The following is a 25,134-nucleotide window of genomic DNA, read 5'->3' as shown; positions in this document are numbered from 1 at the left end:
CACCAGTCACTTTTCAGAATCACTCAGATTATCCACGGCAGCAGGTTGGATAGGGGGATGATGAATCTCTTTCTCATTAAGCTTCTTGATTTCATCGTTTACCCACTGAATGCTCAGCAGATCATCAACCTGAGAAACATTCCAGGGTAATGGCGTTTTGCGTGAACCCCGTCGACTGGCAATTATATTGGCAGGAGACTGGTATCTGTCGTGTTCCATCTCAATGGCAATCATTTGATGGGGCATACCAGACAATGCCCTGTGGGTAACGGCCTGGTACAGGTCGTACAGCTCCTGTGCGCGCGGTGTTTTTGCCGGAAGAATGTCAGGCAATGCCCCCTTTTTTTTCTGCAAATACATTTCTTTATAGAACTTACTCACGCAGTAGCTGACGACTTTGCTGAGGGCATCCAGATCTTTACGGGTTTCATTCAGTTCATAGCCCCGATGATCCCGGTAGATTTCCTCCAGCTTTTGCATGACATCCTGCCCGACACGCAGCTTTAGCGTTGTGAACCCCGATTTCTCATGAATTGACTCCGTTTTACTCTTATAGCGGGCGTTTCGGGACTTTCTTGTCTTTTTGGTGTGAGTGGTATTAGACGGATCTTCTGAATTTTTAGCATAACTAACTGTTTCTCTGTTTTTATTAGTGTCAGAATTGTTGGTTTCCATTTAAAACTCCGTGATTATTAATTTTACAAGATTAAAATAAATGATTGTTTTTGTGTTTGCATAAAAAACATCCACGTGCTTCTCACATAAATAATCCATCTTCCGATTTAAAGCAATCATTATTCACTTTCAGAAAAAAGAGTGAGAAGCACATATATTTTCGCACTAGGTAGGGATATTGCCACCGAAATTCAATCCGCTATTATGTTCTCAACGAAACGCAGGAGGACTTATGAATAAAGGTCGGTTAATTAAAATAGATGAAGTAACGAGGTTGTGTGCAATGTCCCGCGCGACATTATACAGGATGCTCGCCAGCAACAATTTTCCTCCTCAGGTATCAGTAACAGGGGGCCGTGCTGTTGCATGGTATGAGGCCGATATTTATAAATGGATTAATGAGAGGCCATCAAAAAAAGAGGAATAATGTTGATATTGAATAAGCGAATCCCGTTGGCCGGTCTGTCTCCGGAGCTTGAAATGTTGGCGTTATCTATACCGGGCTTTGAAACACCAGAGCAGGCAAGGAAGGAAAGGGTGTTCAGGATTGCCAGTTTATCCACATATACCGGAGCATGTTACAAAGCGCTCTGTGAAAAATTAACGGAATGCCACCCGAAATACCCCTGTAACAGCGCAGCATGCCCGGAATGCCATAGGCGATACCGGCTACAGATGACAAGGGAAGTCCTGCGATTATGCAACAAGACACATAAATGGCGTAGTGTGACCTTGATTTTCTACCAGGATGCGTTCACAGATGCAGAAGCACCCATATGGTCGCCAGATGCACTGATTGCACGTCTCCGGCGGTGGTTAAAAGAATGTGGATTCAAGTATATGGTGATTGGTGGTTTCGAAATGGATTACCATATAGACACTGGATTGTGGCTACCTCATTTTCACTTAATCACTTTCAATGAAGAGGAGGCATTAAATAAACTTCGGAACAGAATGAAAAACAAGCACAATATGTCGACCAGAAAGAGTGTCATTTCCAGACCAATGTTTGATACAGGAATAGACAACCCGGAGAAACAAATAAGTTACTTGTTCAAGGCTATATGGTGGCGCGTTGAATCGTATAAAGAAAACAAGCCTATACTTATCAACAATAAGAGTATTAAACCTAAGCGCCGAACTAAGAAGTTCAGATTACGCCCGAAACAGCATGCTCATTCTTTAGTTATGATGGATAAGCAGGGAATACAGACATTAACCTTTATGTATAAAGTAAGGAAGTATGGCGACCATTTAATATTAAAATAATGTCATAATCTATTAGCGATATGTACCAGCTGTAAACTATTTCTGCAATTTTAAATAAAATAATAGTGTTGTGTGAGAAATCATACAAGGGAACTCTCATGCTTTAATTCTGATGTTTATTACTGCAACTATGATGTGATCTTTAAATACGATAAGGAACTATAAATGAAAGAATATAAAGAGATATTGAATAATAAAAAAGAAAAGCTATTTGTTACATTGTTGGCTCGTACAAAAATTTCCGAATCATGTCCAGTTGCATACCGACTTATTAAAATCACTGATTTTCAAGAGATGGAGTCGACCCGTGTGCTTGTACCAGCCAAGGCACTTATCAGTGTATTGGAGTTAAAAAAAACGTTATTAACGTGCGGGCATAATCCCAATGTGACTAAAGAATACTGGATTCAAGCTCATCAAGAAGTAATTAAGGAAACCGATAAGATAATCACACTGTGCTATAAGCCAGGTTTTTATGGTGATGTTTATTTGCGTGTTAACGATATAGTTATTGGAAAAGTTAAAGGGGATAAGCCTGTACTGCATCCTGGTGCTAAAAATCATTTATCAGTCGAGGATAAACAGGAGACATTAAAATTATGGAAAATGAATGTCGCTCCATATGCACTATATAGCTCGCGTATTATGTTAGCTCTGTGCTGCGGATTTTCAGGTTTTCTCCTTAAGCTTTCAGGTATGGAAGGGGGCGGGTTTCATTTATGGGGGATGAGTAGTATAGGAAAAACCTCCAGTGCCTACATGCTGGCGTCATTAGCAGGATCGCCGAAAGACATTGTCGTACTGTGGAACAATACGGATAAAGGGCTTGAGGAGATTGCCGTGGCCCATAACGACAGCTACCTGGTTCTCGATGAGTCGAAGCTGTTAGATAAAGACGTACTGGCAGCCGCTAAAATCATGCAGAACCGCGTGTATACGTTATCGGGTGGTAAAGGGAAAACACGCTCTGCAATGTATGAGAACAAAGTTGCTGAATGGCAGGTAAGTATTTTCAGTACGGGTGAGTGCAGTCTTCAACAACTTGCTGCTTCCGGGAACGTTGAGCGCCTTGAAGGCGAAAATGTGCGTGTAATCGACGTTAATGCAGATGCTGGTGCTGAAATGGGGATCTTCGAATCACTGCCAGATGGTATTAATTCCAGCAACGAACTTGTTCATGCGATAAAGGATGCAACTCACCGATATTACGGTAGTGCCAAACCTGCATTTCTCAAGCGCCTGGTAGCGGATATTCAGGATGATCGTGAGAGTGTGAAACGGAAGCTTGAAAAAGGCATTGAGTTCTTCCTCAACAAGCATCAGGTCGATCGTAACTCCGGCATTCAGGTACGTATTGCCAAACGTTTTGCCATCGCTTATGTAGCAGGTTCCATGGCTGTGAAATATGGTGTTTTACCCTTTACAAAGCAGGATGTGATGAAGGGGATCTCAACCTGCTACCTGGACTCCCTTGAGGTGGTTTTATCTGAACCTGAGGTAATGAAGTCACCATTAGGTCGTTCGTTTGATGCAATTATTGATTTTATCAAAAAGGATGATCTTTTAAATCTGATTGGAAATGATCGCGTGACTCAAACGGCGATTAAAAAGGCAACGGTCATTATCCACAAAGTTAAAGGACGTACGGTATATGCAGTTGATAAGGATCTGGTACATAACTGCTTGCCGAAATCTCAGCGTAAGGGCATTCTGACATTATTAACAAAGCAAGGGGTATTATTATCCGATACGAATAAGGAGTACAGTACTATTCAGATTATCTATAAGCGTAAGCAAGTTGGTCGTCGCTACTGTTTTGTATGCAGTAAGTTCGATAAGTTTATGACAGAATAGTTTTACAGCATGGTAAAGGTTAAATGGAGTGGCTGATAACCACTCCATTTTTACCTTAAAACATTTCTTCGCCATCACGCAAAGCTACGATCCCCAGATACAGGCAAATTGGCACGGTTTTGCGATAGGCTGGACCTTGCAGATCATAAGCAATCCATGCTCCAGATATAGCCCATAGAATGGGTCCTAAGCTATTAATCCAGGGGTTACGCTTGAGTAACTCTTTGACGAGTTGTTTCGCCGCCTCCCTTCCAATCATCTGAGCGATGAGACTGACGATAATGGTTTCTACGATCCCAAGTGCAATTTTGGGGCCAAGGATCTGAAATACAATAGGTAAAATTGCCACTTTGCCATTCTTTTTGATATGGGAGATTATCTCCTCTCTGTCAATATCACCTACTCCCAGTTCATTGAAACATTTTGATAATTCTTCTGGCGTCTTGCTTAATAGTTCCTTCTCAACAACGGAGAGCACCAGCTTTTCAAGTTTTGATTCTATCGAGCCGCCGACTTTAACATTGACCTTTAGTTTTTTGCATACATCATCAATGATCTCCGTGGCCGGAATAGAACCTTCCCCATTAATTAAATGCCTCTTCAGATAAGCTAAATCGGAAGAACCGAAGTATTTTATTTGTGTGTCAATAAGTGATATTAATTCAGCATGCAATGCTGGGTTGTTTTGATATGCAGATAATAGTGTTTTTCTGCGCTTATCGTTTGTGAAAGATACATAGCTATCCAGAGTGGCCGATATGTAGTTAAAGTCTTCCACAGTACATTTCTCTAAAACTCCCTTCATATTTGCTCGCTTTTTAAGTTAAAATTCTTTGAGGTTAATATTGAAATAGGGCGTCAATATCAGTTCTTCAAATAAATCATATTCGTGGTGCGGAACCTTAACAAAGGTAGAGTTGTGATTAGGTGTCCACCATTTCTCGACACCATAATACGCCTCTCTGGCATTGGCTTTGTGAATCAGCCGGAATGGCCTGTCCATCCAACCATCACTGTGTTTTGTGAAGTAGTTAACCGGACCAGTGAACTGACCAAGCAGGTATACACCCTGATTACCGTGAGTCAGGTAGAAGTAATCACCAATCGGAGCGTTTACAAACTCCTCTGCCTGGCTGACGGAAGACTGCCCTTTACCAGCGGTCGTGCGGTGAATGTAGACGAGCTTTTCATCAATACATTCGACCATATCCAGGAATGAGAACTCCTTCCAGCCATGTGACAGCTTCCAGAAATTGGGCATCAAATCGGTATTCATAGGCCTCTTAACCTTACGTTGTAAGTGATCGCAATCTGTTGAAATGCGGATCGATTGTGATGACTATTCTGTCGCTGAATACCCATAATCGCAACAAGGTTTGTTGATGAGCTTTTCGCTGAAATCGCTCAAAGAGGATATCGGGAGGGGATGTAGATGCGTTAACTCGCCCAGTTGTTGAAAATGGGTGATCAACACTACTCAGCACTGGCAGGCTAACTATGATGAAAACATTTAGCGCTTTGAAAAAAGTGATTTAGTGATTGCGGCTTTGTAGGCGAGCCTGGTCTCTGACTGTGCAATTCTGCATTCAACGCAGAGTCGGGTTGCTGTCCTTCACCAGCAATTCATCCCTAAGCAAGGATGCTGTCCGCTTCGTCATCAGCCTGTTGTACGGAGACCAGCCCGGCAGATTCAGAGGCCAGTTACTTCACTGATTAATCGGTTAACAGGCAGAACTGAAATGAGTGACCTGCAAAAAAACACCCTTCCAGACCGCCCAACGTTGCCGGATTTTGACCTAGTAGACCAGCTAGCTACCGCTGCTGTTTAGTGTCAGATTCGCATCTCGTACAATGGTAGGGGAAAACCGCCGATGGCTTTCCCTAACTCTGACAGTTGCAAGGAGCGGCGGTTTTGAGCAAATTCGAGGTTTCAAAAGAATAAAACCAGAGAATAACATGCACCTACAACCGCTATTCAATATCACCGGGAGAGAGTTGCACCTCTTAATAACCGGTAACGTTTTACGTATCCGCTAATCCCATTCTGACCAAGCTGATATTTAATCGCTATTTACGTCTACAAGGTATATAGACGTATCTATTATGCTCTGTATACACTCTATCTCTATATTACTGTATATATGTCATTACATACTATAGCCATTATCCAGTATCAGCTATCACGAGGCTCCAGCCTCCAATATTATGATCATTATCCAGCATCTGAACCTTGTTGGGTTCACACAAGATTTGAGTAATTCAGTTGTAAATAAATGGGGTCAGGGCATGGTGCTCTGCCTATATATACAGGTGAATTATGAAACCATATATTACGCATAACAATATCCTAGTGACAGATTCAACGCTGGACTATTTCAAGTCGGTCGTTTTCAGTATTCCTTATAATGGTGTGCCAAGTCTTCGGCGTCCATTTTATCGTAATATAGCAGTATTTCTTCAGCATGTTATATGTGTGTCGACCTGTAGTCGTAAAAACAAGAAAAAAGCAAAGATTAAAGCGAATAAAAAATGGTCTTATTCTGTGCCTGTTCCATTTAAATTAGGCTGGGAGAAACTTCCCGGAGTATTTAAGAAAAGTGGGGCGACCAATGAGCGTGCAATGGAAGCACTGAAAAATGCCGGGATCATAAAACTAACCGGGTATTCCAATGCTCAAAGTTCTTGCCGGGAATATGCTGTTTCTCAACGTTTCCTGCGTAAGTTGTTTGGCAACGACCGCGAGGCATACCTTAGCCGTAAGGATCGCTACCATTATCTGTCGGATATTTTCACCAAGCGTAAAAGCTACTCATTTGATGAAATGATTGGAGTCGCAATCGACCGTGGGCAGAACGCTAAACATCAGCAGTCTAAACGCGATATCCCTAACGTTGCCTTCAGGGAGCTGGTAGTGAGTGTCTGGAACAAACTTGAACCACTTGAAATCAATCTGGATGCATTGCTGGATTACTATAACGAGAATTCCACGAAGAAGAACAAAATATTCATTTTCAACTTCCTGTCGCGACTGGCTGAAACAGGTGTGGATTTGGTGAAGGAATCACCGCTAACGGTTTCTTACAGGCAGTCGTATAAAACCGCGTACATTGGCGGAAGATCCTTTGAGGTTGGCACTGGCTTTCAAAGTCTGCCGTCTAACATGAAATGGGCGTGCCTGGCACGTGGTCACAACTATGACATCAAGGGATGCCAGCTTGAGATACTACGACATGAGTTGTTGAGTATTGGCATTCCGGCCAAGTCGCTGGAGATGCTGGAAACTCAATATATCTGCCGGGTATTGCGTATTGCTGAAGAACTGGTGAAACAATTCAGGTTTTCTAGCGTATTCAACGCTGGGTTCGTTACGCTATCGCTTAAATCCAGTACCCGACGCTTGTTGAATCGTGAGCTAGGTAAGGCAGAAGCAAAGCGAGTACTGAAACGCTGGAAGCACCTTCTGAAACCCCTGAGACGAGATCTGGCTTTACTGCTGGATCATTATGAAGGCACTGCTAAAACCAACCGTTATGGCAAATGCGTTACTAACGCGGTAGGGCAATCTTTCAACATTACCTACAAAGATGTGGCAGCGTGTAAACGCAGGAAGTCAGATGTGATGCGACGTAAACTGCTGTCGCACATGTTACAGGGCCTGGAAAGCCGGGCTGTATACGATTACGTTACCGGCCATAAGGGGGTTTGTGCACTGGAGCACGATGGGTTTGTTTCTTATGAAGAGGTAACGGACCGGTCCCATCCATATCTTTTGATAGAGAAAAAGCATTAAAGGGCCATTTGTAGTGGTTTATTGAATTTGGCCACCTGAACAGAGGTGATATGCTCACCTCAGAACATTACAGGTGCCTCAATGAAACAAAGAAATTTCAGCGCAGAGTTTAAACGCGAATCCGCTCAACTGGTCCTTGATCAGAACTACGCCGTTGCAGCTGCGGCCAGTGCTATGGATGTGGGTCTTTCTACCATGACGCGATGGGTAAAGCAGTTGCGGGATGAACGACAGGGCAAAATACCTAAAGCCTCCCCTATAACCCCGGAACAGATTGAAATACGTGAGCTGATGTGGGGAAGCCAACGTGGCCCCAAAGCATAAAGTACAATAAGGCTCTCGTTCCATTAAGCGCTTAGCGGCAAACGAAAAATTCGCCTTTGCTCATTTTTCCCGGATAACCACTTGTATCATAAAAATGTCCCTCATCTTATGCCATGATATTTTCCATGTGAGATTATAAAGCGCGAGCATTTCTGCGCAGGGAGAAAGTAGATGGCAGTGATCCGGCATATCAGTATCGAAAATTTCAGGTCAATAAGACAGGCAGAGTGGTATCCCGGCCCGGGCTTTAATTGTCTTATCGGCCCGGGGGATTCTGGGAAATCCACGTTTCTTGATGCTATTGACCTGGTGCTGGGGGCCAGACGTTCCTGTTCATTTAGCGATGCTGATTTCCATCTGATGAACACCGGTGATCCCATCTCTATCAGCGCCACTCTCGGCAAGCTTGATGATGGCATACTCAATCTGGAGCATTATGGCCGGTTTCTTCGCGGGTTTGATCTAAACACTCGCGAAATTCATGACGAGCCTGAGCAAAATGATGAGATGGTCATTACGCTGAAACTGATGGTCAACGAAGATCTTGAACCTGACTGGTTTCTGTTTTCTGAACGGGCGGCGGAAGAGGGGATAGAGAAAAGACTTCAGTGGAAGCACAGAGAATGCCTTCATCCTACACGCCTAGGAACCGTTGCCCATCATCATCTGGCCTGGGGTAACCGCTCGGTGCTTCATAAACTTTCTGAAGAAACCTTCAATGTCACCTCAACCCTGGCCGAACTCTCTCGTCAGACCCGGCAAAACTTTGCTGCACAGGAGATGCCGCAGCTTGAGGGCATTCTGGGTGAGGTGCAGACCATAGCGAATGAGCTCGGTGTTCCACTCGGTGAATTAAAGGCGCTTCTCGATGTGAATGGTGTTTCGCTGTCCAATAGCGCCATCAGCCTGCATAACAGTGACAGCACGCCATTACGAATGCTGGGGACCGGATCATCCCGGCTGCTTGTTGCCGGCCTGCAAAAAGCGGTGGGTAACCCCGGGATAATACTGGTTGATGAAGCTGAATATGGGCTTGAGCCATACAGGATCAGTCGGCTCCTGCATAAATTAGGGTCCCGTGACGCTGAGCCTCTGGCACAAGTCTTTATTACCACGCACTCTCCCTACGTACTTCGTGAGCTGAAGGCAACACAACTTTGCGTTATGCGTAAATCTGACGCCGGGTTTCCGGCCCCATCACATGCATTTCTGACGTTAACTGGCGACGATCAGGAACAGGCCACGCTACGTGCCTGCGCAGAAGCCTTTTTCAGTAAAGCGGTCATCGTGGGGGAAGGGAGTACAGAGGTCGGGTTCATTCGTGGAATTGATCTCATCTGGCAGCGTAACAGACACCCTGGATTTCAGGAACGGGGGGTTTTTGCCGTAGATGGCAGTGGGGGTGACAATTATTTTAAGCGGGCCCGCGTATTTGCTCAGTTGGGTTACAGAACCGCGTTACTTAAAGATTCTGATATTACGGAAGAGGCGCACAGGCAGCAGACTGAAGCCTGCCGCCGTAGTGGAGTCACTGTTTTCGAGTGGGGGGAGGAACTTTCAACAGAAGGAGCTCTCCTGAGATGGTGTCCGGTCGAAATGATACGCGATATTGTTATGCTTGCCGCTGAGCTTAATGGTGAAGAAAGAGTTGACCAAAATATTAAGAACTATTCTCAGAATGCTTATGGTTTTGAGAACTGTACCCATGCGCCTGAAGATGGAATGAGAATTCCGGTGGCGAAAGCCGCAGGTAAATATGGCTGGTTTAAATCCATTGGAAAAGCTGAGATCCTTGCTGAAAACATTATCGCACCCCATATCCGCTTATTCGATGAGGCGTTCCGTGCCAAGATAAGGGGATTGCGTAACTGGGCGGCTAATCATGGAGATCAGGGATGAGCATTGAGGCCGTGCTGGGTGCCCGCAGAGGTCTGGTTGTTGCCCCGGCCGGATGTGGGAAAACACATCTGATAACCGAAGTGCTCAGTGTTGCCCAGCATAAGCCTTATCTTGTGCTAACACACACCACTGCCGGGGTTACCGCGCTGAAGAAACGGCTTAAACGCTTCTCTGTCCCCTCACAGAACTATGTTGTGACAACCATTGACGGGTGGGCGCTAAGAATTGCAGGCAGTTTTCCAGGCCTGTGTCCTGTGGATGTTGGGCCGGAAGTGCCTAACCAGTTCTACCCCTCGCTTCGGCGATCAGTGCTTGCGCTGCTCCGGGAGGGTAATATCAATGAAGCCGTCAGAGCTTCCTATTCACGTCTGCTGGTCGATGAATACCAGGACTGTAATGTTCTGCAACATGAGATGACCGTTGCCTTATCTCATCTTCTGCCCACCGTCGTGTTTGGCGATCCCATGCAGTGTATATTCAGCTTCAGTGGCCCGATGCCTCACTGGAGAGATACGGTTCAGGTGAGCTTCCCGGTTCTGACAACCTTAGATACCCCATGGCGCTGGAATAATGTGAATGCTCCTGCGCTGGGTGAATGGATTCTGGATGTAAGGGAAAAACTGCTCAACGATGAGAGTATTGACCTGGCGTCCTGTCCTGATTTTGTCCGTTTCCATTCACTGACGCGCGATCAGAATGCAAACCTTGTACGCCAGCAACAGGAATATTACGCGCTGTTGCGGCAATATCCTGATGACTCACTTCTGGTGCTGGGTGATTCCCGCAGAGTCACGTCCAGACACCAGTTTGCGCAGCGCATAAATGGAATTGATGTGGTTGAACCCGTCGATCTGAGTGATGTGATGAGAATGGCGCAGGGGCTGGATAGCGAAGATACTGGCTCCGGTATGCTGGATAGAATACTGCGTATTGCGACTGAAATGATGACGAATGTGGAAGTAAACCTGACGTTACGTCGCGTCAGTCGCATTTTGGCGGGCAGAAATCGCACCGCTGCCTCCTTGCTTGAAAATGCGCTGGTTACGCTTGTCAGAGAGCCTTCCCGGCATAATACTCGCTCTGCACTACAGCATCTGGAGGAAAAAGAGGGAACACGTGTTTTCCGCTCCGGAGCCTGTCAGGCCCTGAAGGATGCGCTAAGTTTGTCTGTCAGTTCCCCTGAGATGAGTATTTATGAGGCTGCCTCGGTGGTTCGGGAGCAGCGAAGGTACCAGGGAGACAGACGAATTACTCACAGATCTATTGGCTCGACACTCCTTCTGAAAGGGCTGGAGTGTGATCATGCCCTGATACTGGATGCCGGCAGCATGAGTGCCAGCAATCTGTATGTGGCTCTCTCAAGAGGGGCTAAATCTGTCGTACTGTTTTCGGGGAGCCGTGAATTCAGGTCTGGGCGGTAAGTTAATTGACTGGCCCGGTTGTGCCGGGGGTTACAGAAATATATGAGGAGTCTGTTGTGAAGTACAAATGTTCATTCGAATATACGTGCGTGAGAAAGGATGACTGCTTTATCGATATTGGCTTGCTGGGAGATATGCAGCCCACAATTATTAACGGTACAGCAGTGATTGCGTTTGTGGACACGGCATGGTTAGCGGAGCATGCGTCAAACGCAATAGGCGAGCCCGTTCCGGATAAGTGTTTAGTGAAACAGAGTGAATGGAGGGGCAGATACCAGGCGGGGGCGCGATTTGACTTTCCCCAGATATCAAGTCTGGCGAAACACACCGTTCAGTTTTACCAGGGGCGAAACAGATCCCTCATTGCACATGAAATGGGTATTAAAACTATTCCGGTTATGATGCCAGCATTCTGTTTGGATAACATTCATGAACATATATCAGATGATCAGGGGTATCAGCGTTTTGATTTGACAGAGGTAAAATCAAAATTTCCGGATATCACTGTTTATATTAAAAAGAATGGCGCCTTGCACAAGGTCTGATAACCATTGTGGAGTGCCATCTCCATCAACTGGTTATAGTGATGCTGATGGGTTGATACCATCGGCATCATATTGAATGAATTTCACTGGAGTTTTAGTGTATTTTGTTTTTGTTGTACAATGAGCGGCGTGTTTATCAGCAGTGATGTTTTTATCATATCAATGGCTTCCTGACGCTCCAGATTGATGTATGGGTCGATATTGAGAAAGGCATTCATTCTGAGCTCTTTCATAAATTCATAGATGATATACAGGTGTTTTTTGGATTTCTCCCCTTTTATAATATGACTGTTTGTAAAGAAAAGAACTTTTCTTTCTTCTTTGTCATACTGGTCTTTTTTGTCTTCGTCACAAAGAACCCTCAATGTCTTGTATATTTCTTCAACGGCAATGTGTGATGAAAATGCAATAACTTTCCTGGTATCTTTAAAAGGGTGAGCAAATATTTTATTGCGTAAAGTTTGAATGCTGCTGTCTTTTATTTTTTTCAGTAGTCGTAATAAAGGTGAGTAAACTTCTTCAAGATTATTTCTGGTAATTAAATCACGATATTTGTCGTGGTGTGAAGCCGGGTCCTTGCCATCGTCAGGGATATCATCGATTAATGCTTCAGCAAGTTTGGCATATTGAATGAAAAGCTGTTGAACAAAACTTTCGTGCATCGCTCTGGAAAATCTGTCCAGTTGTTCTTCTCTGACGATGATTTGTTTCCTGAGATACAATCTCACGTTCATATCAAAAAGCGATGAGCAGTTTATTAAAGAGTGATAAATATGTGATAAGGCGACATACCGGTGAACGTATCTTTTGTAGTTTGATTGATAATTGCTCAATGCACTATTATAGCAGTCATTGCCAAAATGGTTCTTCAGAACAGGAAAACAATCTTCTTCAAACAGGCAAAACTTTATCATCAATGAAAGAGCGTGGTCTGCTTTATTTTCCATTTATGGGCTCATCCCTATCTCATTTTTTAGTCATATTATCAGCAATTGTCAGTCAGCGAAAAGGACTTCCGTTAATGTAAGGTAATTCTTGATCTCATAATAAACGTTGATCTACTATCCCTGTGTAACACCGTTGTTCATGGGACAACTGCCAATGCTTCAGTACCAGTGTGTACCGAGTGATCTGAGAGAAGCGCCTTCGGGTGATCACGTGCCAATGCCATCGAAGCCTGAGAGGTGGCGTCTTCGGACGATATGTCTGTTATTCTTGGGAACAGATGCTGGTTCTGTACTGAAAGATCCAGTGGAGGTGGAGTCTACCTATTTCTGAATCATTTAATGCATTCAGTGCCATCTACATAGCGCGTTCTCATTCATGATGATTTGAGACATGCGTCCTCAGTTTGAACGGTTTATGACTGTTTTTTTCTATGACTTCTTAAGCCTTCGTGCTCAGACAACCTTTGCATGTACGGGTATGCCAGCCATCTGGCGCGACGAACGTCGCAACATTTGGGGCAGGTCAGGGGGTTCTTATAGGGCTTGTAAGTATCTGGCGATGCGCCATGAATAAAGATCCCGAAAACTATGAGCATCTCGTATGCACTGTTTGCATATACTATAGGTTGAATTGTAGGTTTTAATTAAATTTCAATAAATGTCTATGTTAATCAATAATAAAACACCAATGCATCATGGTTTACGATACATCAATAGTGCTGCGCGCGCTTCCTACCCATTCTTCAAGCTTATCAGCCCATTCCTGCATCATAACCTTTCGCTCATCAAGATAAGTTGCATGGTTGTATGTGCGACGAACATTGTTGGTATCAGCGTGCGCAAGTTGGGCCTCAATAGCATCAGGTCGATAGCCCAATTCGTTTAAACGCGTACTTCCTGTAGTTCTTGTAGCGTGGGGGCTATAAATGCCACTCCAGCCGAGGCTTTTAAGTAGCTGGCGCAGGGAGTGCGATGTCATTGGACCTTTCGGATTATCCCTGCCCGGAAAAAGGTGCTGTCGATGCCCGGTTAATCCCTGTAGCGTTCTGAGCATGTTGACAGCCTGGGAGGGAAGGGGAATAACGTGTTCTCTGCGGGCTTTCATTCGCGTTGACGGAATGGTCCACAGTGCGTTATCGAGATCGAATTCTGTCCATTCAGCCTCAGTTACTTCGGCTGGTCGCGCCAGCGTCCACCACATGAGCCACATGCAATAGTTAACCTGGTATGAGCCACGACTGTTATCAAAACAGCTTAACAGCTTCCCGATTTTTTGTGGGTTTAATGCCTGTTTGTGCTGTGTCTTATTCGCCGGAATCGCCTTACGCACTGGCCAGACAGGATCGCTATCTGCTCTTAGCGTCGCCACCGCCAGTTCAAAAACGGATGAAATGGTGCGGCGGGCTTCAGCGGCAACGGTCGGAGCGCCGCGCTTAGCCGTTTCCTGAAGAATTTTAAGAATGTGATGTGGAGTGATCTCTCTGACTGGGAGCTTACCAATTGCAGGGAAAACCACTCGTTCGAGCATATCCAGTCGCCGCGTTTTGGTAATTTCGGCCCAGTCTTTCATCTGCAACCACTCTTTAGCGATCAGCTCAAAGGTGTTGGATGCGTCGTTGACCTTGCGAATCTTATCTAACTGGCGAGCCTGTGTCGGGCTAACTCCATCCGCGACTTGTTTACGCGCTTGCTCACATTTCTCTCGAGCTTCGGCAAGTTTGACCGTTGGGTACTCACCCAACGCGAACATGCTGGATTTGCCGTTGAGTTTAAACCGATAGCGCCATGCCTTTTTGCCGTTGGGTTTCACTTCGAGGTAGAGACCATTGAAGTCATTGAGTCGATAGAGTTTTTCTTTCGGCTTAGCAGTGCGACATTGCGTATCAGTGAGCATAGCGAGTCCTTGTCTATTTCTTATACCGCTATTGTACTCACCTAAAATGAAGATGAAAACTGATTGTACTCATGTCTGTACTCATTTTTGACTGCGCGGTTATGAGATGAGTTGAGACATTATGAAAAGAAAAATCCACGCAAGTGCGTGGATTTTATGGGGTTTTCCAGTCCTCATGCGATTTACTGAGATCGCATGAGACAACAGAAACGAATTAGACGTTGAACAGGAAGTTCATAATATCGCCATCTTTAACAATATAGTCTTTCCCTTCAGCACGCATCTTACCGGCTTCTTTCGCACCCTGTTCACCCTTATAGGTTATAAAGTCTTCATAAGCGATAGTTTGTGCGCGGATAAAGCCTTTTTCGAAGTCGGTATGGATTTTACCCGCAGCTTGCGGTGCGGTGGCACCAACAGGGATAGTCCAGGCCCGGACTTCTTTCACACCAGCAGTGAAGTAGGTTTGCAGGTTAAGCAGTTCATAACCTGCACGAATTACACGGTTCAGGCCGGGTTCTTCAAGGCCCAGTTCAGCCATAAATTCGTCACGGTCTGCATCATCCAGCTCAGCGATATCTGATTCGACAGAAGCACATACGGCAACCACGACAGAGCCTTCAGCAGCTGCAATTTCTTTCACTGTGTCCAGATACGGATTGTTTTCAAAACCATCTTCGTTGACGTTGGCGATATACATCGTCGGCTTAAGTGTCAGGAAGCTCAGGTATTTGATAGCCGCTTTGTCTTCATCTGTCAGTGTTTTGAGTGCACGCAACATGCCAGCATTTTCCAGCTGTGGCAGGCATTTTTCCAATGCAGCCAGTTCAGCTTTGGCGTCTTTGTCACCGCCTTTGGCTTTTTTCTGAACGCGATGAATGGCGCGCTCGCAAGTATCCAGATCAGACAGCGCCAGCTCAGTATTAATAACGTCAATGTCGTCAGCCGGGTCAACTTTATTGTTCACATGAATGATGTTGTCGTTTTCAAAACAACGCACAACGTGGCCAATCGCTTCAGTCTCACGAATATTCGTCAGGAACTGGTTACCAAGGCCTTCACCTTTAGATGCGCCTTTAACCAGGCCGGCAATATCAACGAATTCCATCGTGGTGGGCAAAATCCGTTGTGGTTTAACAATTTCTGCCAGTTTATCCAGGCGTGGGTCTGGCATGGGCACAACACCAGTGTTTGGCTCAATGGTGCAAAACGGAAAGTTTGCGGCTTCAATTCCCGCTTTAGTGAGTGCGTTGAACAATGTGGACTTACCCACGTTCGGCAAGCCGACAATACCGCATTTGAATCCCATGGTTTAGATCACCTTAATCACTTAAATCAAAGGGTTATAATTAACCTGATGAAGAATAAAATAGTCTGATAGCTATTATACACACAAAGCGCCATGTAAGGGCGGCAATTGCATGTGCGGCGCGGCCAGCAAGAAATCCGCTCAACCGCACCAGAGTGTGGCAAACATCTAGCCTTTGAAGGCGTGCAGGCGGTTTGTTGCCAGAGTAAGGCCATCTTTGAATAAAATATCTGTGCAGCGCACGGCTTCATCAATAGCCGCATCAATTGCTTGTTGCTCAGATAATGGTGGTTTCCCCAGTACAAAACCGGTGACTTTATTTTTATCGCCAGGGTGGCCAATACCCACTCGCAAGCGGTGAAATCCAGGGTTATTCCCCAGTTTACTAATGATATCTTTCAGCCCGTTATGGCCGCCGTGGCCGCCACCTGTTTTAAATTTCGCCACACCGGGCGGCAGGTCAAGCTCATCATGTGCAACCAGAATTTCATCCGGCATAATGCGATAAAAGCTCGCCATCGCCAGCACTGATTTGCCGCTCAGGTTCATAAACGTAGTAGGAACCAGCAACCGGACATCACTCCCATTAACCTGAATACGGGCAGAATAACCAAAAAACTTCGGGTCATCTTTCAGAGACTGGTTATGACGTTGTGCGAGTGAATCAACATACCATGCGCCAGCATTATGGCGGGTCGCGGCGTATTCCGCGCCAGGGTTCGCCAGCCCTACAATTAACTTAATAGCCACATGCATCTTCCTGCATTAAATAAGTGCGCTGTATTTTAGCGGGTCGGCACGGAGATGACAAAGCACGATCAGGAAATGCTGTTTTGTACCCAGGACTGTTTTTATTGCGCAGTCAGATACTGTTCTCATGGGGAAATAACAGGGCTAAAAAGGAATAATTCATAGGGGTAACCATTATAAAATACATTTATTCAAATAGTTATTTGTAAAAGAATGTCATGTTAACGCCATTATTGTGATCCTGTACGCACACTGCGCCAGAATGTTTTGCTTATACTTTAATCAAAGGAGGGGGGAGCCCCACCGAACCACTTTTTACCGGAGGTGACATATGAAACGTAAAAACGCTTCGTTACTCGGCAATTTTTTAATGGGGTTTGGTCTCGTGGTGATGGTTGCCGGGGTTGGTTTGTCCGTCCTGAATCAGTTACCTCAACTGAATATTTCTGAGATGCTGGGTCATGGCGCTATCTTTGGTATATTCGCGGGTGCCATACTTTGGTTGGTTGGTGCGCGAGTGAGTGGACATGAGGCGGTTGCTGACCGTTACTGGTGGGTTCGCCACTTCGATAAGCGTTGCCAGCGTAAACAGCATCGCCACAGCTGAATCGCTTTCATCTTCTTATTTTGCGCCCCAGCCGGGTTCCCGGCTGGGGCGTACTGTTTTATTACCTCATTGAGTTTGCAGGATATCTTTGATTGCATCTTCAAAACTGGGGAAGAATGTGAGCTTGCCAGCGATGGGTTTTACTCCCGCCCGGGCAAGTGTTCGTAATGGCTGAAAGCCCAGTTCGCAAATACGTAACTCAGTGCCTTCCGGCAGGCGGTTGATAAAACGCTCAAGAGCAGCGAGCCCGCCGGCATCCAGTAAGGTGACACCATGCCAGTTCAGTACAACCACGCGTTTGCCTGCTATTTGCCCAACCAGTTGCTCAAAAATGCCGTCTGCGGCAGCGAAGAATAACGGGCCTGTAATGCGGGTTGCCAGGACGGTTTCTGGCAGCGGCTGAGCAACGGGTGCCAGACGAGTCATTTGTGCTATGCGCCGCATAAACAATAAAGATGCGAGCACAATACCCACGCTGATGGCAATAACCATATCGAACAATACTGTCAACGACATACACAGCAACATCACGATAATGTCATCCGGCGGCGCGCGGCGGAATAAGTTAATGACTTTATGGGCTTCACTCATATTCCAGGCAACTATCAGTAGCAACGCGGCCATTGAAGCCAGTGGCAGCCAGGAAAGCCAGGGGGCGAGCAGTAAAATTGCCAGTAAAACCAGGATTGCGTGGATAATTGCTGCAACAGGTGAGGTTGCCCCGGCGCGCACATTGGCGGCAGAGCGGGCTATAGCTGCTGTTGCAGTAATTCCCCCGAAAAATGGCGCAATCACGTTGCCGAAGCCCTGTCCAAGTAATTCACTGTTGGCATTATGTTTGGTGCTGGTCATACCATCGAGCACAACGGCGCACAGTAAGGATTCAATAGCACCCAGCATTGCCATAGAGAATGCGGCAGGTAATAAGGCCTGAACGGTAGACCAGGAGAGGGTAAAACTGCTACCAGGCAGAGTCCAGGGAAGCATTAGTTGAGGTAAAACCTGCGGAATACCATTTCCGTGGCTGCCATCGGGTAACAGATAGTGAAAGCGTGACCCGATTGTTGCCACATCTCCACCCATCATTTTAACCACTGCCATTACTGCACACCCGGCAACCAGTGCAGGTAAATGGCCGGGGAAGCGGATCCCTAAGCGAGGCCACATAATTAGCGTACCCAGTGTGACAATTCCTGGCAGAGTATCGCCCCAGTTGAGGGTAGGAAGTGCAGTTATCAGTGCGAAGAGTTTATTCAGGTAATGTTCAGGGACATGAACCAGTGTTAAACCAAAAAAATCTTTGATTTGCATGGTGGCAATGGTGATGGCGATACCTGAAGTGAAACCCAGAGTAACCGGTAGCGGGATGTATTCAATAAGCCGACCAAAACGAGCCAGCCCAAATAGTATCAGGAAGACCCCGGAGAGCATGGTAGCAATCAATAACCCAGCCAGACCAAATTGCTGTGATACCGGGTAGAGGATAACAACAAATGCTGCAGTTGGGCCGGAGACACTAAACCGCGACCCTCCTGTAATAGCAATTACAATACCGGCAATTGCTGAAGTATATAAACCGTATTGCGGAGCAACGCCACTGCCAATGGCGAGGGCCATAGCTAATGGTATGGCTATTATGCCAACTGTCAGACCAGCTATCAGGTCACGGTAAAAACGTGCCAGTGTGTACTTTTGCTGCAGGCAAGCTTCTTTTAATGCATAGAACGGCATAAGGTGAGAAAAAATTGATCGTTTCACAATCCAGCACCCAGATGCGCATCACAAGGTGGTCAAACCAGTGAAGGAGGCAATTAGTATTACAAATTGAGTTGGTAACAAAAAAAACCCGCCTGAGCGGGTTTTTCGTAAATTATGCTATCAATGTTCAAACATTGCAGAAATTGATTCTTCATTGCTGATACGGCGAATAGCCTCAGCCAGCATGCCAGACAGCGTAAGAGTACGCACGTTTGGCAGTGCTTTAATTTCCGGAGCAAGAGGAATGGTATCGCACACTACCACTTCATCAATGACGGAATTCTTCAGGTTAGTTACAGCGTTGCCTGAGAAAATCGGGTGAGTGGCATAGGCAAAAACACGTTTTGCACCACGTTCTTTCAGTGCTTCAGCCGCTTTACACAGGGTGCCACCAGTATCGATCATGTCATCTACCAGTACGCAGTCACGGCCAGCAACATCACCAATGATATGCATTACCTGAGAAACGTTAGCGCGAGGGCGACGCTTGTCGATAATCGCCATGTCGGTATCGTTCAGCAGTTTGGCAATGGCTCTGGCACGCACTACGCCGCCGATATCCGGAGAAACCACGATGGGGTTATCCAGTTCCAGTTGCAGCATATCTTCGAGCAGAATCGGGCTACCGAAAACGTTATCAACCGGGACATCAAAGAAACCCTGGATTTGTTCGGCATGCAGGTCGACAGTCAGAACACGGTCAACACCAACGCTGGAGAGGAAGTCAGCAACAACTTTTGCTGTAATAGGAACACGAGCGGAGCGCACGCGACGATCCTGACGGGCATATCCGAAGTAGGGGATCACGGCGGTAATACGGCCTGCAGATGCACGACGCAGGGCGTCAACCATGACAACCAGCTCCATCAGATTATCGTTGGTGGGAGCACAAGTGGACTGGATGATGAAAATATCACCACCGCGAACATTTTCGTTAATTTGTACACTTACTTCGCCGTCGCTAAAACGACCTACAGCTGCGTCACCGAGAGAAGTATACAGGCGGTTGGCAATACGTTGTGCTAGTTCCGGTGTGGCGTTACCAGCAAAAAGCTTCATATCAGGCACGAGAAGAACCTCAGGCATGCGTCCAGTGTGGGATGGCGAAAGTAACTAATGGGGGCCGTTTTTTCACCATCCGGTGTATTAATTAAGCGCAGCATGCAACGTCTGGAACAAGGGTGACGTTGTCACCTGCACTCAGATTCCCCGAAGGCTGCGAAGGAGCGGCGAAAGATTTTGCCCTTTAGCCACAAAACCCTGTAACCATTGCGGGGCTTGCTCAAGAACCTGACGGGCTTCCGCTTCTGTGTTAAATTCAGCATAAACACATGCACCGGTACCAGTCAGGCGCGACGGCGCGTATTCTAACAGCCAGGAAAGCGCTCTATCAACCTCGCGAAAACGTTTTCTTGCGATAACTTCGCAATCATTCTTGAATTCACATTTTAGTAACGTTTCCAGAGACCTTACTGGTGTATTTCTGGGCAGATCCGGATCAGTAAAAATCAATGGTGTGGATATGCTCACGCCAGGGTGAATCACTAAATACCATTTTTCAGCAGGTGTGGCAGGCGTGAGTTGCTCGCCCACGCCTTCGGCGAAGGCTGCGTGCCCACGCACAAACACAGGCACGTCTGCACCTAATTGCAAACCCAGTGCGGCCAATTCATCTTCAGTGAGACTGGCTTGCCAGAGCGCATTCAGTGCAACCAAAACTGTCGCAGCATCAGATGAACCACCACCAAGGCCGCCGCCCATCGGGAGTTTCTTATCAACTGACAATAACGCCCCACAGGACGCTGCAATCTGTCCTTTGCTCAGTGCGTAGCTGTGCAATAAACGAGCGGCCCGCACCAGCAGGTTCTGTTCTTCGGGTACGCCAGCTACCTGTGTTTGTAACTGTATCTGACCATTGTCCGTCAGAGTTACCTCAACCGTATCGCCATAATCCAGAAACTGGAACAGAGTCTGCAGGTTGTGGTAACCATCAGCCCGGCGACCAGTAATGTAGAGAAATAAATTCAGTTTAGCGGGTGCTGGCCACAACGTTGTCATTTAATAATCCAGTTATCCATTTTCAACTTGATGCGCTGGTCACCATTGGTTAACTCCATATTGTCGGGCATCGAAGGAGTAACTTTCGTATTGTAACCGGAATAAGTGACGTGCCAGGTTTTGCCATTAACTGTGTAATTGAGCGTGTCTAACTGATACTGCCCGTCCAGTGTATAATCGGTAGCATCGCCTGGTAGCCCAACCATCCACTGGCGCAGGCTTTGCAGCGGAATCGACATACCTGTCAGTTTTTCAATCATCTCTTCGGCGTTATCAGAAACATAACGTTTGCCTTTGTTATCAACCAGAATCACCTGACCTGGTTGTGCATCCAGCTCCAGCTCTGTGCTGCCAAGTGGGTTAGTAAGCAACAGGCGGTATTTATCTGCGCCAGTCTGTTGCCAGAAAAAACGCGCATAGACCTTTTGTTGCTCAGTAAGAAAAGCAAAAGCGCCGCGGGTCTGGTATTGCGTCACCGCTTTAATTGCACTTTCACGTTGAACCCACTGTGGGGAGTTCGGGCTTTTACCCGGTTGTTTTGGTGAGTTAAGTGCACAGGCAGTCAGCATCAGGCTGGCAAGTGGGACCAGGCGTAACAGCCGGGCAGAAGAAAAAGTTATCACAATGACATCCCTTTTATGGTCAGTTGCACGCATGCTATCGCCCACAGGCCATAGCGTCTATGGGCAAGTTGTCATAAATCATAAAATTATCTATTACTCCGAAAGCGGTAGCTTACTTTAATTGATATGACGCATATTGTATGATGCATCCAGAAATCCATAGTGATGTCGGTACTACTCGCCAGAAATGACTCTATTAGCGTTAGGTATTAACCATAAAACAGCCCCAGTCTCTTTGCGGGAACGTGTTTCGTTCACGCCAGAGACCCTTGATCATGCGCTTAATAGCTTGCTTGCGCAGCCTAAGGTACAGGGTGGCGTGGTGTTATCAACGTGCAACCGTACTGAATTGTATTTGAGTGTTGAAGAGCAAAGCGACCTGCAAGAGCAACTGGTGCGCTGGCTGTGTGATTACCATCAACTGGATGAAGCTGATGTTCGCCAAAGCCTGTACTGGCATAAAGATAACGATGCAGTCAGCCATTTAATGCGGGTTGCCAGTGGCCTGGATTCCCTGGTTTTAGGTGAACCACAGATTCTTGGTCAGGTTAAAAAAGCGTTCGCAGATTCACAACGTGAACACTCTGTGTCTGGCGAGCTGGAAAGAATGTTCCAGAAGTCGTTTTCGGTGGCAAAACGTGTTCGCACTGAGACAGAAATCGGCGCCAGTGCAGTCTCTGTCGCTTTTGCTGCCTGTACGCTTGCCCGGCAAATTTTTGAGTCACTCTCTTCTGTCACCGTGATGTTGGTGGGAGCGGGCGAAACCATCGAGCTGGTCGCAAGGCATTTGCGTGAACATAAAGTCAAACAGATGATAATCGCGAACCGCACCCGGGAAAGGGCACAACTGCTTGCCCAGGAAGTGGGTGCAGAGGTTATCACCCTTGGTGATGTCGATGAGCGGTTATATCAGGCCGATATCATTATCAGTTCCACTGCCAGTCCTTTACCTATTATTGGCAAAGGAATGGTTGAACGGGCGATGAAGAAACGCCGAAATCAGCCAGTATTGCTGGTTGACATTGCTGTACCGCGGGATGTCGAACCAGAAGTCAGCAATGTGCCTAATGCTTATCTCTATAGTGTGGACGATCTTCAGTCCATCATTGAGCATAATATGGCTCAACGCCAGGCAGCAGCGCAGCAGGCTGAAGCCATTGTTACCCAGGAAACAGGCGAGTTTATGTCATGGCTGCGTGCGCAGAGCGCGACAGAAACGATTCGGGATTTCCGTGCTCATGCTGAGCATGTTCGCGATGATCTGGCTGAACGCGCACTTGCTGCTCTGGCTCAGGGCGAAGATGCGAATGCTGTCATTCAGGATCTTGCCCGTAAACTGACACAAAAACTGATCCATACCCCAACAAAAGCTTTACAGCAGGCCGCCCGTGATGGCGATGAAGAACGCCTGCAACTCCTGCGCAACAGCCTCGGGCTGGATTAGTTCTTTTCCCATTTCTCTTTTTACAAAGGTAATCTTCAATCCATGAAGCCCTCTATTGTTGCCAAACTGGAAGCCCTGTACGAGCGCCATGAAGAAGTTCAGGCGTTGCTGGGTGATGCTGCGACTATCGCGGATCAGGAGCGTTTTCGCGCACTGTCGCGTGAATATGCTCAACTGGCTGATGTATCGCGTTGTTTCCAGCAATGGCAGCAAAACGCAGAAGATATTGAAACCGCAGAGAGCCTGCTGAGTGACCCGGAAATGCGCGAAATGGCGCAGGAAGAATTGGACCAGGCGCGCAAGATGCAGGAAAGCCTGGAGCAACAACTTCAGTTATTGCTGTTGCCTAAAGACCCCGACGATGAACGTAGCGCTTTTGTGGAAGTGCGCGCAGGGACAGGTGGTGATGAAGCAGCGATTTTTGCTGGTGATTTATTCCGTATGTACAGCCGCTATGCAGAATCTCGCCGTTGGCAGGTTGAGATAATGAGTTCCAACGACGGTGAACATGGTGGGTATAAAGAAGTGATTGCCCGGGTGAGTGGTGACGGAGTGTATGGGCGTTTGAAATTTGAGTCCGGTGGTCATCGTGTGCAGCGTGTGCCGGCTACAGAATCTCAGGGGCGAATTCACACTTCTGCCTGTACCGTTGCGGTTATGCCGGAGTTGCCCGAAGCAGAAATGCCAGATATCAACCCTGCTGATTTACGTATTGATACTTTCCGCTCCTCCGGAGCGGGTGGGCAACATGTTAACACCACTGATTCCGCGATCCGTATCACTCACTTACCGACAGGGATTGTGGTGGAATGTCAGGACGAACGTTCCCAACATAAAAACAAAGCGAAAGCGCTGTCTGTTTTGGGCGCGAGGATTCGTGCACAGGAAGAGTCCCGCCGACAACAGGTAGAAGCGACAACCCGGCGTAACTTGTTGGGAACAGGTGATCGCTCTGACCGTAACCGGACCTATAATTTCCCTCAGGGAAGGGTGACCGATCACCGAATCAACCTCACTCTTTATCGTCTGGACGAAGTGATGGAAGGTAAGCTGGATATGCTGATCGAGCCTGTGATTCAGGAATACCAGGCAGACCAGCTTGCTGCACTGTCTGAGCAGGAATAATGGATTTTAGTGAATGGCTGGCCCATGCGGCTGAGCATCTCTGTGACAGCGACAGCCCGCGGCGTGATGCGGAAATATTACTCAGTCATGTAACGGGCAAAGGGCGCACCTTTTTGCTGGCGTTTGGTGAAACTGAACTAAGCCCGGAACAGTACCATCAGGCTGAAACATTGCTGGCCCGACGAAAAAATGGCGAGCCCGTTGCTTATATCCTGGGTGAGCGTGAGTTCTGGTCGCTACCACTTTATGTTTCGCCACACACGCTGATACCGCGGCCGGATACCGAATGCCTGGTCGAGCAGGCTTTGGCGCGCATACCGGCAGAAGCATGCCAGATTTTGGATGCAGGAACAGGAACTGGCGCGATTGCGCTGGCAATTGCCAGTGAACGCCCTGACTGCCAGGTCACGGGTGTTGATTTGATTCCGGAAGCGGTGGAACTCGCCCGGCGTAACGCTGCCCGTTCAGGCATTTCCAATGCCCAGTTTTTGCAAAGCAACTGGCTTTCCGCAGTCAGTTCTCAACGGTTCAGTCTGGTAGTCAGTAATCCCCCTTATATTGATGAAACAGATGAACATCTCGGGCAGGGCGATGTGCGTTTTGAGCCGCGCAGCGCATTGGTAGCCAAAGAGAATGGGCTTGCTGATTTAGCTGAGCTGGTGTCGCAGGCCCGGGGCGTCCTTACCCCCGGTGGTTGGTTATTACTCGAACATGGATGGAAGCAGGGGGAATCAGTGCGTGCGTTGTTCTGTGCTGCAGGCTATAACCAGGTCGAAACTGTCAAAGATTATGGGAATAACGACCGCCTGACTCTTGGGCGCTACAGTATGCCGGAGGAATAA

Annotated in this window: 22 protein-coding genes and 1 pseudogene; 12 read left to right on the top strand and 11 right to left on the bottom strand. The window is 46.9% G+C overall.

The genetic code is table 11. From position 1 onward, the window contains the following. Positions 1-6 precede the first annotated feature (6 nt). Complete coding sequence (locus A9B99_RS01705; protein WP_064594028.1) at positions 7-675, bottom strand: hypothetical protein; 669 nt, start codon at positions 673-675, stop codon at positions 7-9. A gap of 232 nt (positions 676-907) precedes the next feature. Between A9B99_RS01705 and A9B99_RS01700 the strand changes: the two genes are divergently transcribed. The 3 genes from A9B99_RS01700 to A9B99_RS01690 all read left to right on the top strand — a co-directional run bounded on the left by A9B99_RS01700 (position 908) and on the right by A9B99_RS01690 (position 3,798). Beyond that, positions 908-1,102, top strand: coding sequence for a helix-turn-helix transcriptional regulator (locus A9B99_RS01700; RefSeq protein WP_023277096.1), 195 nt, complete (start codon positions 908-910; stop codon positions 1,100-1,102). After that, complete coding sequence (locus A9B99_RS01695) at positions 1,102-1,944, top strand: hypothetical protein (RefSeq protein ID WP_172949272.1); 843 nt, start codon at positions 1,102-1,104, stop codon at positions 1,942-1,944. Before A9B99_RS01700 ends, A9B99_RS01695 begins: the two co-directional genes overlap by 1 nt. Positions 1,945-2,109: 165 nt before the next feature. Continuing rightward, positions 2,110-3,798 (top strand): DUF927 domain-containing protein, encoded by a 1,689-nt coding sequence (locus A9B99_RS01690; protein ID WP_064594026.1) that lies wholly within the window; start codon positions 2,110-2,112, stop codon positions 3,796-3,798. A 55-nt stretch (positions 3,799-3,853) separates the two neighbouring features. On the opposite strand, the gene A9B99_RS01685 is transcribed toward A9B99_RS01690, so the two are convergent. Both A9B99_RS01685 and A9B99_RS01680 read right to left on the bottom strand, forming a co-directional pair. After that, the gene (locus A9B99_RS01685; RefSeq protein ID WP_231123714.1) at positions 3,854-4,576 is read right to left on the bottom strand and encodes a hypothetical protein; all 723 of its coding nucleotides are present in this window, start codon (positions 4,574-4,576) and stop codon (positions 3,854-3,856) included. Between the two features lie 45 nt (positions 4,577-4,621). Continuing rightward, the gene (locus tag A9B99_RS01680; protein WP_001515207.1) at positions 4,622-5,074 is read right to left on the bottom strand and encodes a hypothetical protein; all 453 of its coding nucleotides are present in this window, start codon (positions 5,072-5,074) and stop codon (positions 4,622-4,624) included. A gap of 1,041 nt (positions 5,075-6,115) precedes the next feature. Here A9B99_RS01680 and A9B99_RS01675 point away from each other — a divergent pair. The 5 genes and pseudogenes from A9B99_RS01675 (at position 6,116) to A9B99_RS01655 (ending at position 11,777) form a co-directional block, all read left to right on the top strand. Further along, positions 6,116-7,588 carry a hypothetical protein gene (locus A9B99_RS01675; RefSeq protein ID WP_064594024.1) on the top strand — a complete coding sequence of 491 codons (1,473 nt, stop codon included), beginning with the start codon at positions 6,116-6,118 and terminating at the stop codon, positions 7,586-7,588. Between the two features lie 81 nt (positions 7,589-7,669). After that, positions 7,670-7,879 (top strand): annotated as a pseudogene (locus A9B99_RS23550) (transposase); the annotation flags it as partial. 204 nt (positions 7,880-8,083) lie between these two features. Next, on the top strand, positions 8,084-9,811 hold the full coding sequence (locus A9B99_RS01665) for an ATP-dependent nuclease (RefSeq protein ID WP_001515211.1): 1,728 nt from the start codon (positions 8,084-8,086) through the stop codon (positions 9,809-9,811). Continuing rightward, positions 9,808-11,232, top strand: coding sequence for a UvrD-helicase domain-containing protein (locus A9B99_RS01660; RefSeq protein ID WP_001515212.1), 1,425 nt, complete (start codon positions 9,808-9,810; stop codon positions 11,230-11,232). The genes A9B99_RS01665 and A9B99_RS01660 overlap by 4 nt, the downstream gene beginning before the upstream one ends. A gap of 56 nt (positions 11,233-11,288) precedes the next feature. Then, on the top strand, positions 11,289-11,777 hold the full coding sequence (locus A9B99_RS01655) for a hypothetical protein (RefSeq protein ID WP_064594022.1): 489 nt from the start codon (positions 11,289-11,291) through the stop codon (positions 11,775-11,777). An 83-nt stretch (positions 11,778-11,860) separates the two neighbouring features. Here A9B99_RS01655 and A9B99_RS01650 read toward each other — a convergent pair whose 3' ends face one another. From A9B99_RS01650 to pth, 4 genes are all read right to left on the bottom strand, one after another. Beyond that, positions 11,861-12,724 carry a hypothetical protein gene (locus tag A9B99_RS01650; protein ID WP_001515214.1) on the bottom strand — a complete coding sequence of 288 codons (864 nt, stop codon included), beginning with the start codon at positions 12,722-12,724 and terminating at the stop codon, positions 11,861-11,863. 700 nt (positions 12,725-13,424) lie between these two features. Beyond that, positions 13,425-14,618: a tyrosine-type recombinase/integrase gene (locus A9B99_RS01645; protein WP_001515215.1), complete on the bottom strand. Its 1,194-nt coding sequence runs from the start codon at positions 14,616-14,618 to the stop codon at positions 13,425-13,427. A gap of 214 nt (positions 14,619-14,832) precedes the next feature. Continuing rightward, positions 14,833-15,927 carry a redox-regulated ATPase YchF gene (gene ychF / locus A9B99_RS01640; RefSeq protein ID WP_064594018.1) on the bottom strand — a complete coding sequence of 365 codons (1,095 nt, stop codon included), beginning with the start codon at positions 15,925-15,927 and terminating at the stop codon, positions 14,833-14,835. Between the two features lie 168 nt (positions 15,928-16,095). After that, positions 16,096-16,677 (bottom strand): aminoacyl-tRNA hydrolase, encoded by a 582-nt coding sequence (gene pth / locus A9B99_RS01635; protein ID WP_064595445.1) that lies wholly within the window; start codon positions 16,675-16,677, stop codon positions 16,096-16,098. Positions 16,678-17,008: 331 nt separating this feature from the next. Here pth and ychH point away from each other — a divergent pair, with 331 nt between their 5' ends. Continuing rightward, a complete protein-coding gene (gene ychH / locus A9B99_RS01630; protein WP_064594016.1) occupies positions 17,009-17,284 on the top strand; it encodes a stress-induced protein YchH in 276 nt (91 codons plus the stop codon). A 66-nt stretch (positions 17,285-17,350) separates the two neighbouring features. Here the strand turns inward: ychH and dauA are convergent, their stop codons facing one another. The 4 genes from dauA to lolB form a co-directional block, all read right to left on the bottom strand. After that, positions 17,351-19,042 carry a C4-dicarboxylic acid transporter DauA gene (gene dauA, locus A9B99_RS01625; RefSeq protein ID WP_074388749.1) on the bottom strand — a complete coding sequence of 564 codons (1,692 nt, stop codon included), beginning with the start codon at positions 19,040-19,042 and terminating at the stop codon, positions 17,351-17,353. Between the two features lie 120 nt (positions 19,043-19,162). Continuing rightward, the gene (gene prs / locus A9B99_RS01620) at positions 19,163-20,110 is read right to left on the bottom strand and encodes a ribose-phosphate diphosphokinase (protein ID WP_146211492.1); all 948 of its coding nucleotides are present in this window, start codon (positions 20,108-20,110) and stop codon (positions 19,163-19,165) included. Between the two features lie 132 nt (positions 20,111-20,242). After that, complete coding sequence (ispE, locus tag A9B99_RS01615) at positions 20,243-21,100, bottom strand: 4-(cytidine 5'-diphospho)-2-C-methyl-D-erythritol kinase (protein WP_064594009.1); 858 nt, start codon at positions 21,098-21,100, stop codon at positions 20,243-20,245. Next, a complete protein-coding gene (gene lolB / locus A9B99_RS01610) occupies positions 21,097-21,720 on the bottom strand; it encodes a lipoprotein insertase outer membrane protein LolB (protein ID WP_269448058.1) in 624 nt (207 codons plus the stop codon). Before lolB ends, ispE begins: the two co-directional genes overlap by 4 nt. Positions 21,721-21,910: 190 nt before the next feature. On the opposite strand from lolB, the gene hemA reads away from it, so the two are divergent. Genes hemA through prmC form a run of 3 tightly spaced genes read left to right on the top strand, consistent with a single transcriptional unit; the run spans position 21,911 to position 25,134 of the window. Continuing rightward, a complete protein-coding gene (gene hemA / locus A9B99_RS01605; RefSeq protein WP_064594005.1) occupies positions 21,911-23,167 on the top strand; it encodes a glutamyl-tRNA reductase in 1,257 nt (418 codons plus the stop codon). A gap of 42 nt (positions 23,168-23,209) precedes the next feature. Further along, a complete protein-coding gene (prfA, locus tag A9B99_RS01600) occupies positions 23,210-24,292 on the top strand; it encodes a peptide chain release factor 1 (RefSeq protein ID WP_064594003.1) in 1,083 nt (360 codons plus the stop codon). Further along, a complete protein-coding gene (prmC, locus tag A9B99_RS01595) occupies positions 24,292-25,134 on the top strand; it encodes a peptide chain release factor N(5)-glutamine methyltransferase (RefSeq protein WP_064594001.1) in 843 nt (280 codons plus the stop codon). Before prfA ends, prmC begins: the two co-directional genes overlap by 1 nt.

This window comes from Mangrovibacter phragmitis (genome assembly GCF_001655675.1).
GTDB classification, from domain to species: domain Bacteria; phylum Pseudomonadota; class Gammaproteobacteria; order Enterobacterales; family Enterobacteriaceae; genus Mangrovibacter; species Mangrovibacter phragmitis.
Note: the sequence above shows the minus strand (reverse complement) of the source record. Positions and strands in the feature narration are given on the sequence as shown.

What these genes read in the sequence shown, in the direction of transcription:
- A9B99_RS01695 (WP_172949272.1), top strand. Translation starts at nt 1,102, where the DNA reads ATGTTGATATTGAATAAGCGAATCCCGTTGGCCGGTCTGTCTCCGGAG.
- A9B99_RS01705 (WP_064594028.1), bottom strand. Translation starts at nt 675, where the DNA reads ATGGAAACCAACAATTCTGACACTAATAAAAACAGAGAAACAGTTAGT.
- ychF (WP_064594018.1), bottom strand. Translation starts at nt 15,927, where the DNA reads ATGGGATTCAAATGCGGTATTGTCGGCTTGCCGAACGTGGGTAAGTCC.
- A9B99_RS01650 (WP_001515214.1), bottom strand. Translation starts at nt 12,724, where the DNA reads ATGGAAAATAAAGCAGACCACGCTCTTTCATTGATGATAAAGTTTTGC.
- hemA (WP_064594005.1), top strand. Translation starts at nt 21,911, where the DNA reads ATGACTCTATTAGCGTTAGGTATTAACCATAAAACAGCCCCAGTCTCT.
- ispE (WP_064594009.1), bottom strand. Translation starts at nt 21,100, where the DNA reads ATGACAACGTTGTGGCCAGCACCCGCTAAACTGAATTTATTTCTCTAC.
- prmC (WP_064594001.1), top strand. Translation starts at nt 24,292, where the DNA reads ATGGATTTTAGTGAATGGCTGGCCCATGCGGCTGAGCATCTCTGTGAC.
- A9B99_RS01665 (WP_001515211.1), top strand. Translation starts at nt 8,084, where the DNA reads ATGGCAGTGATCCGGCATATCAGTATCGAAAATTTCAGGTCAATAAGA.
- A9B99_RS01690 (WP_064594026.1), top strand. Translation starts at nt 2,110, where the DNA reads ATGAAAGAATATAAAGAGATATTGAATAATAAAAAAGAAAAGCTATTT.
- A9B99_RS01675 (WP_064594024.1), top strand. Translation starts at nt 6,116, where the DNA reads ATGAAACCATATATTACGCATAACAATATCCTAGTGACAGATTCAACG.
- ychH (WP_064594016.1), top strand. Translation starts at nt 17,009, where the DNA reads ATGAAACGTAAAAACGCTTCGTTACTCGGCAATTTTTTAATGGGGTTT.
- A9B99_RS01680 (WP_001515207.1), bottom strand. Translation starts at nt 5,074, where the DNA reads ATGAATACCGATTTGATGCCCAATTTCTGGAAGCTGTCACATGGCTGG.
- A9B99_RS01700 (WP_023277096.1), top strand. Translation starts at nt 908, where the DNA reads ATGAATAAAGGTCGGTTAATTAAAATAGATGAAGTAACGAGGTTGTGT.
- prfA (WP_064594003.1), top strand. Translation starts at nt 23,210, where the DNA reads ATGAAGCCCTCTATTGTTGCCAAACTGGAAGCCCTGTACGAGCGCCAT.
- A9B99_RS01645 (WP_001515215.1), bottom strand. Translation starts at nt 14,618, where the DNA reads ATGCTCACTGATACGCAATGTCGCACTGCTAAGCCGAAAGAAAAACTC.
- A9B99_RS01660 (WP_001515212.1), top strand. Translation starts at nt 9,808, where the DNA reads ATGAGCATTGAGGCCGTGCTGGGTGCCCGCAGAGGTCTGGTTGTTGCC.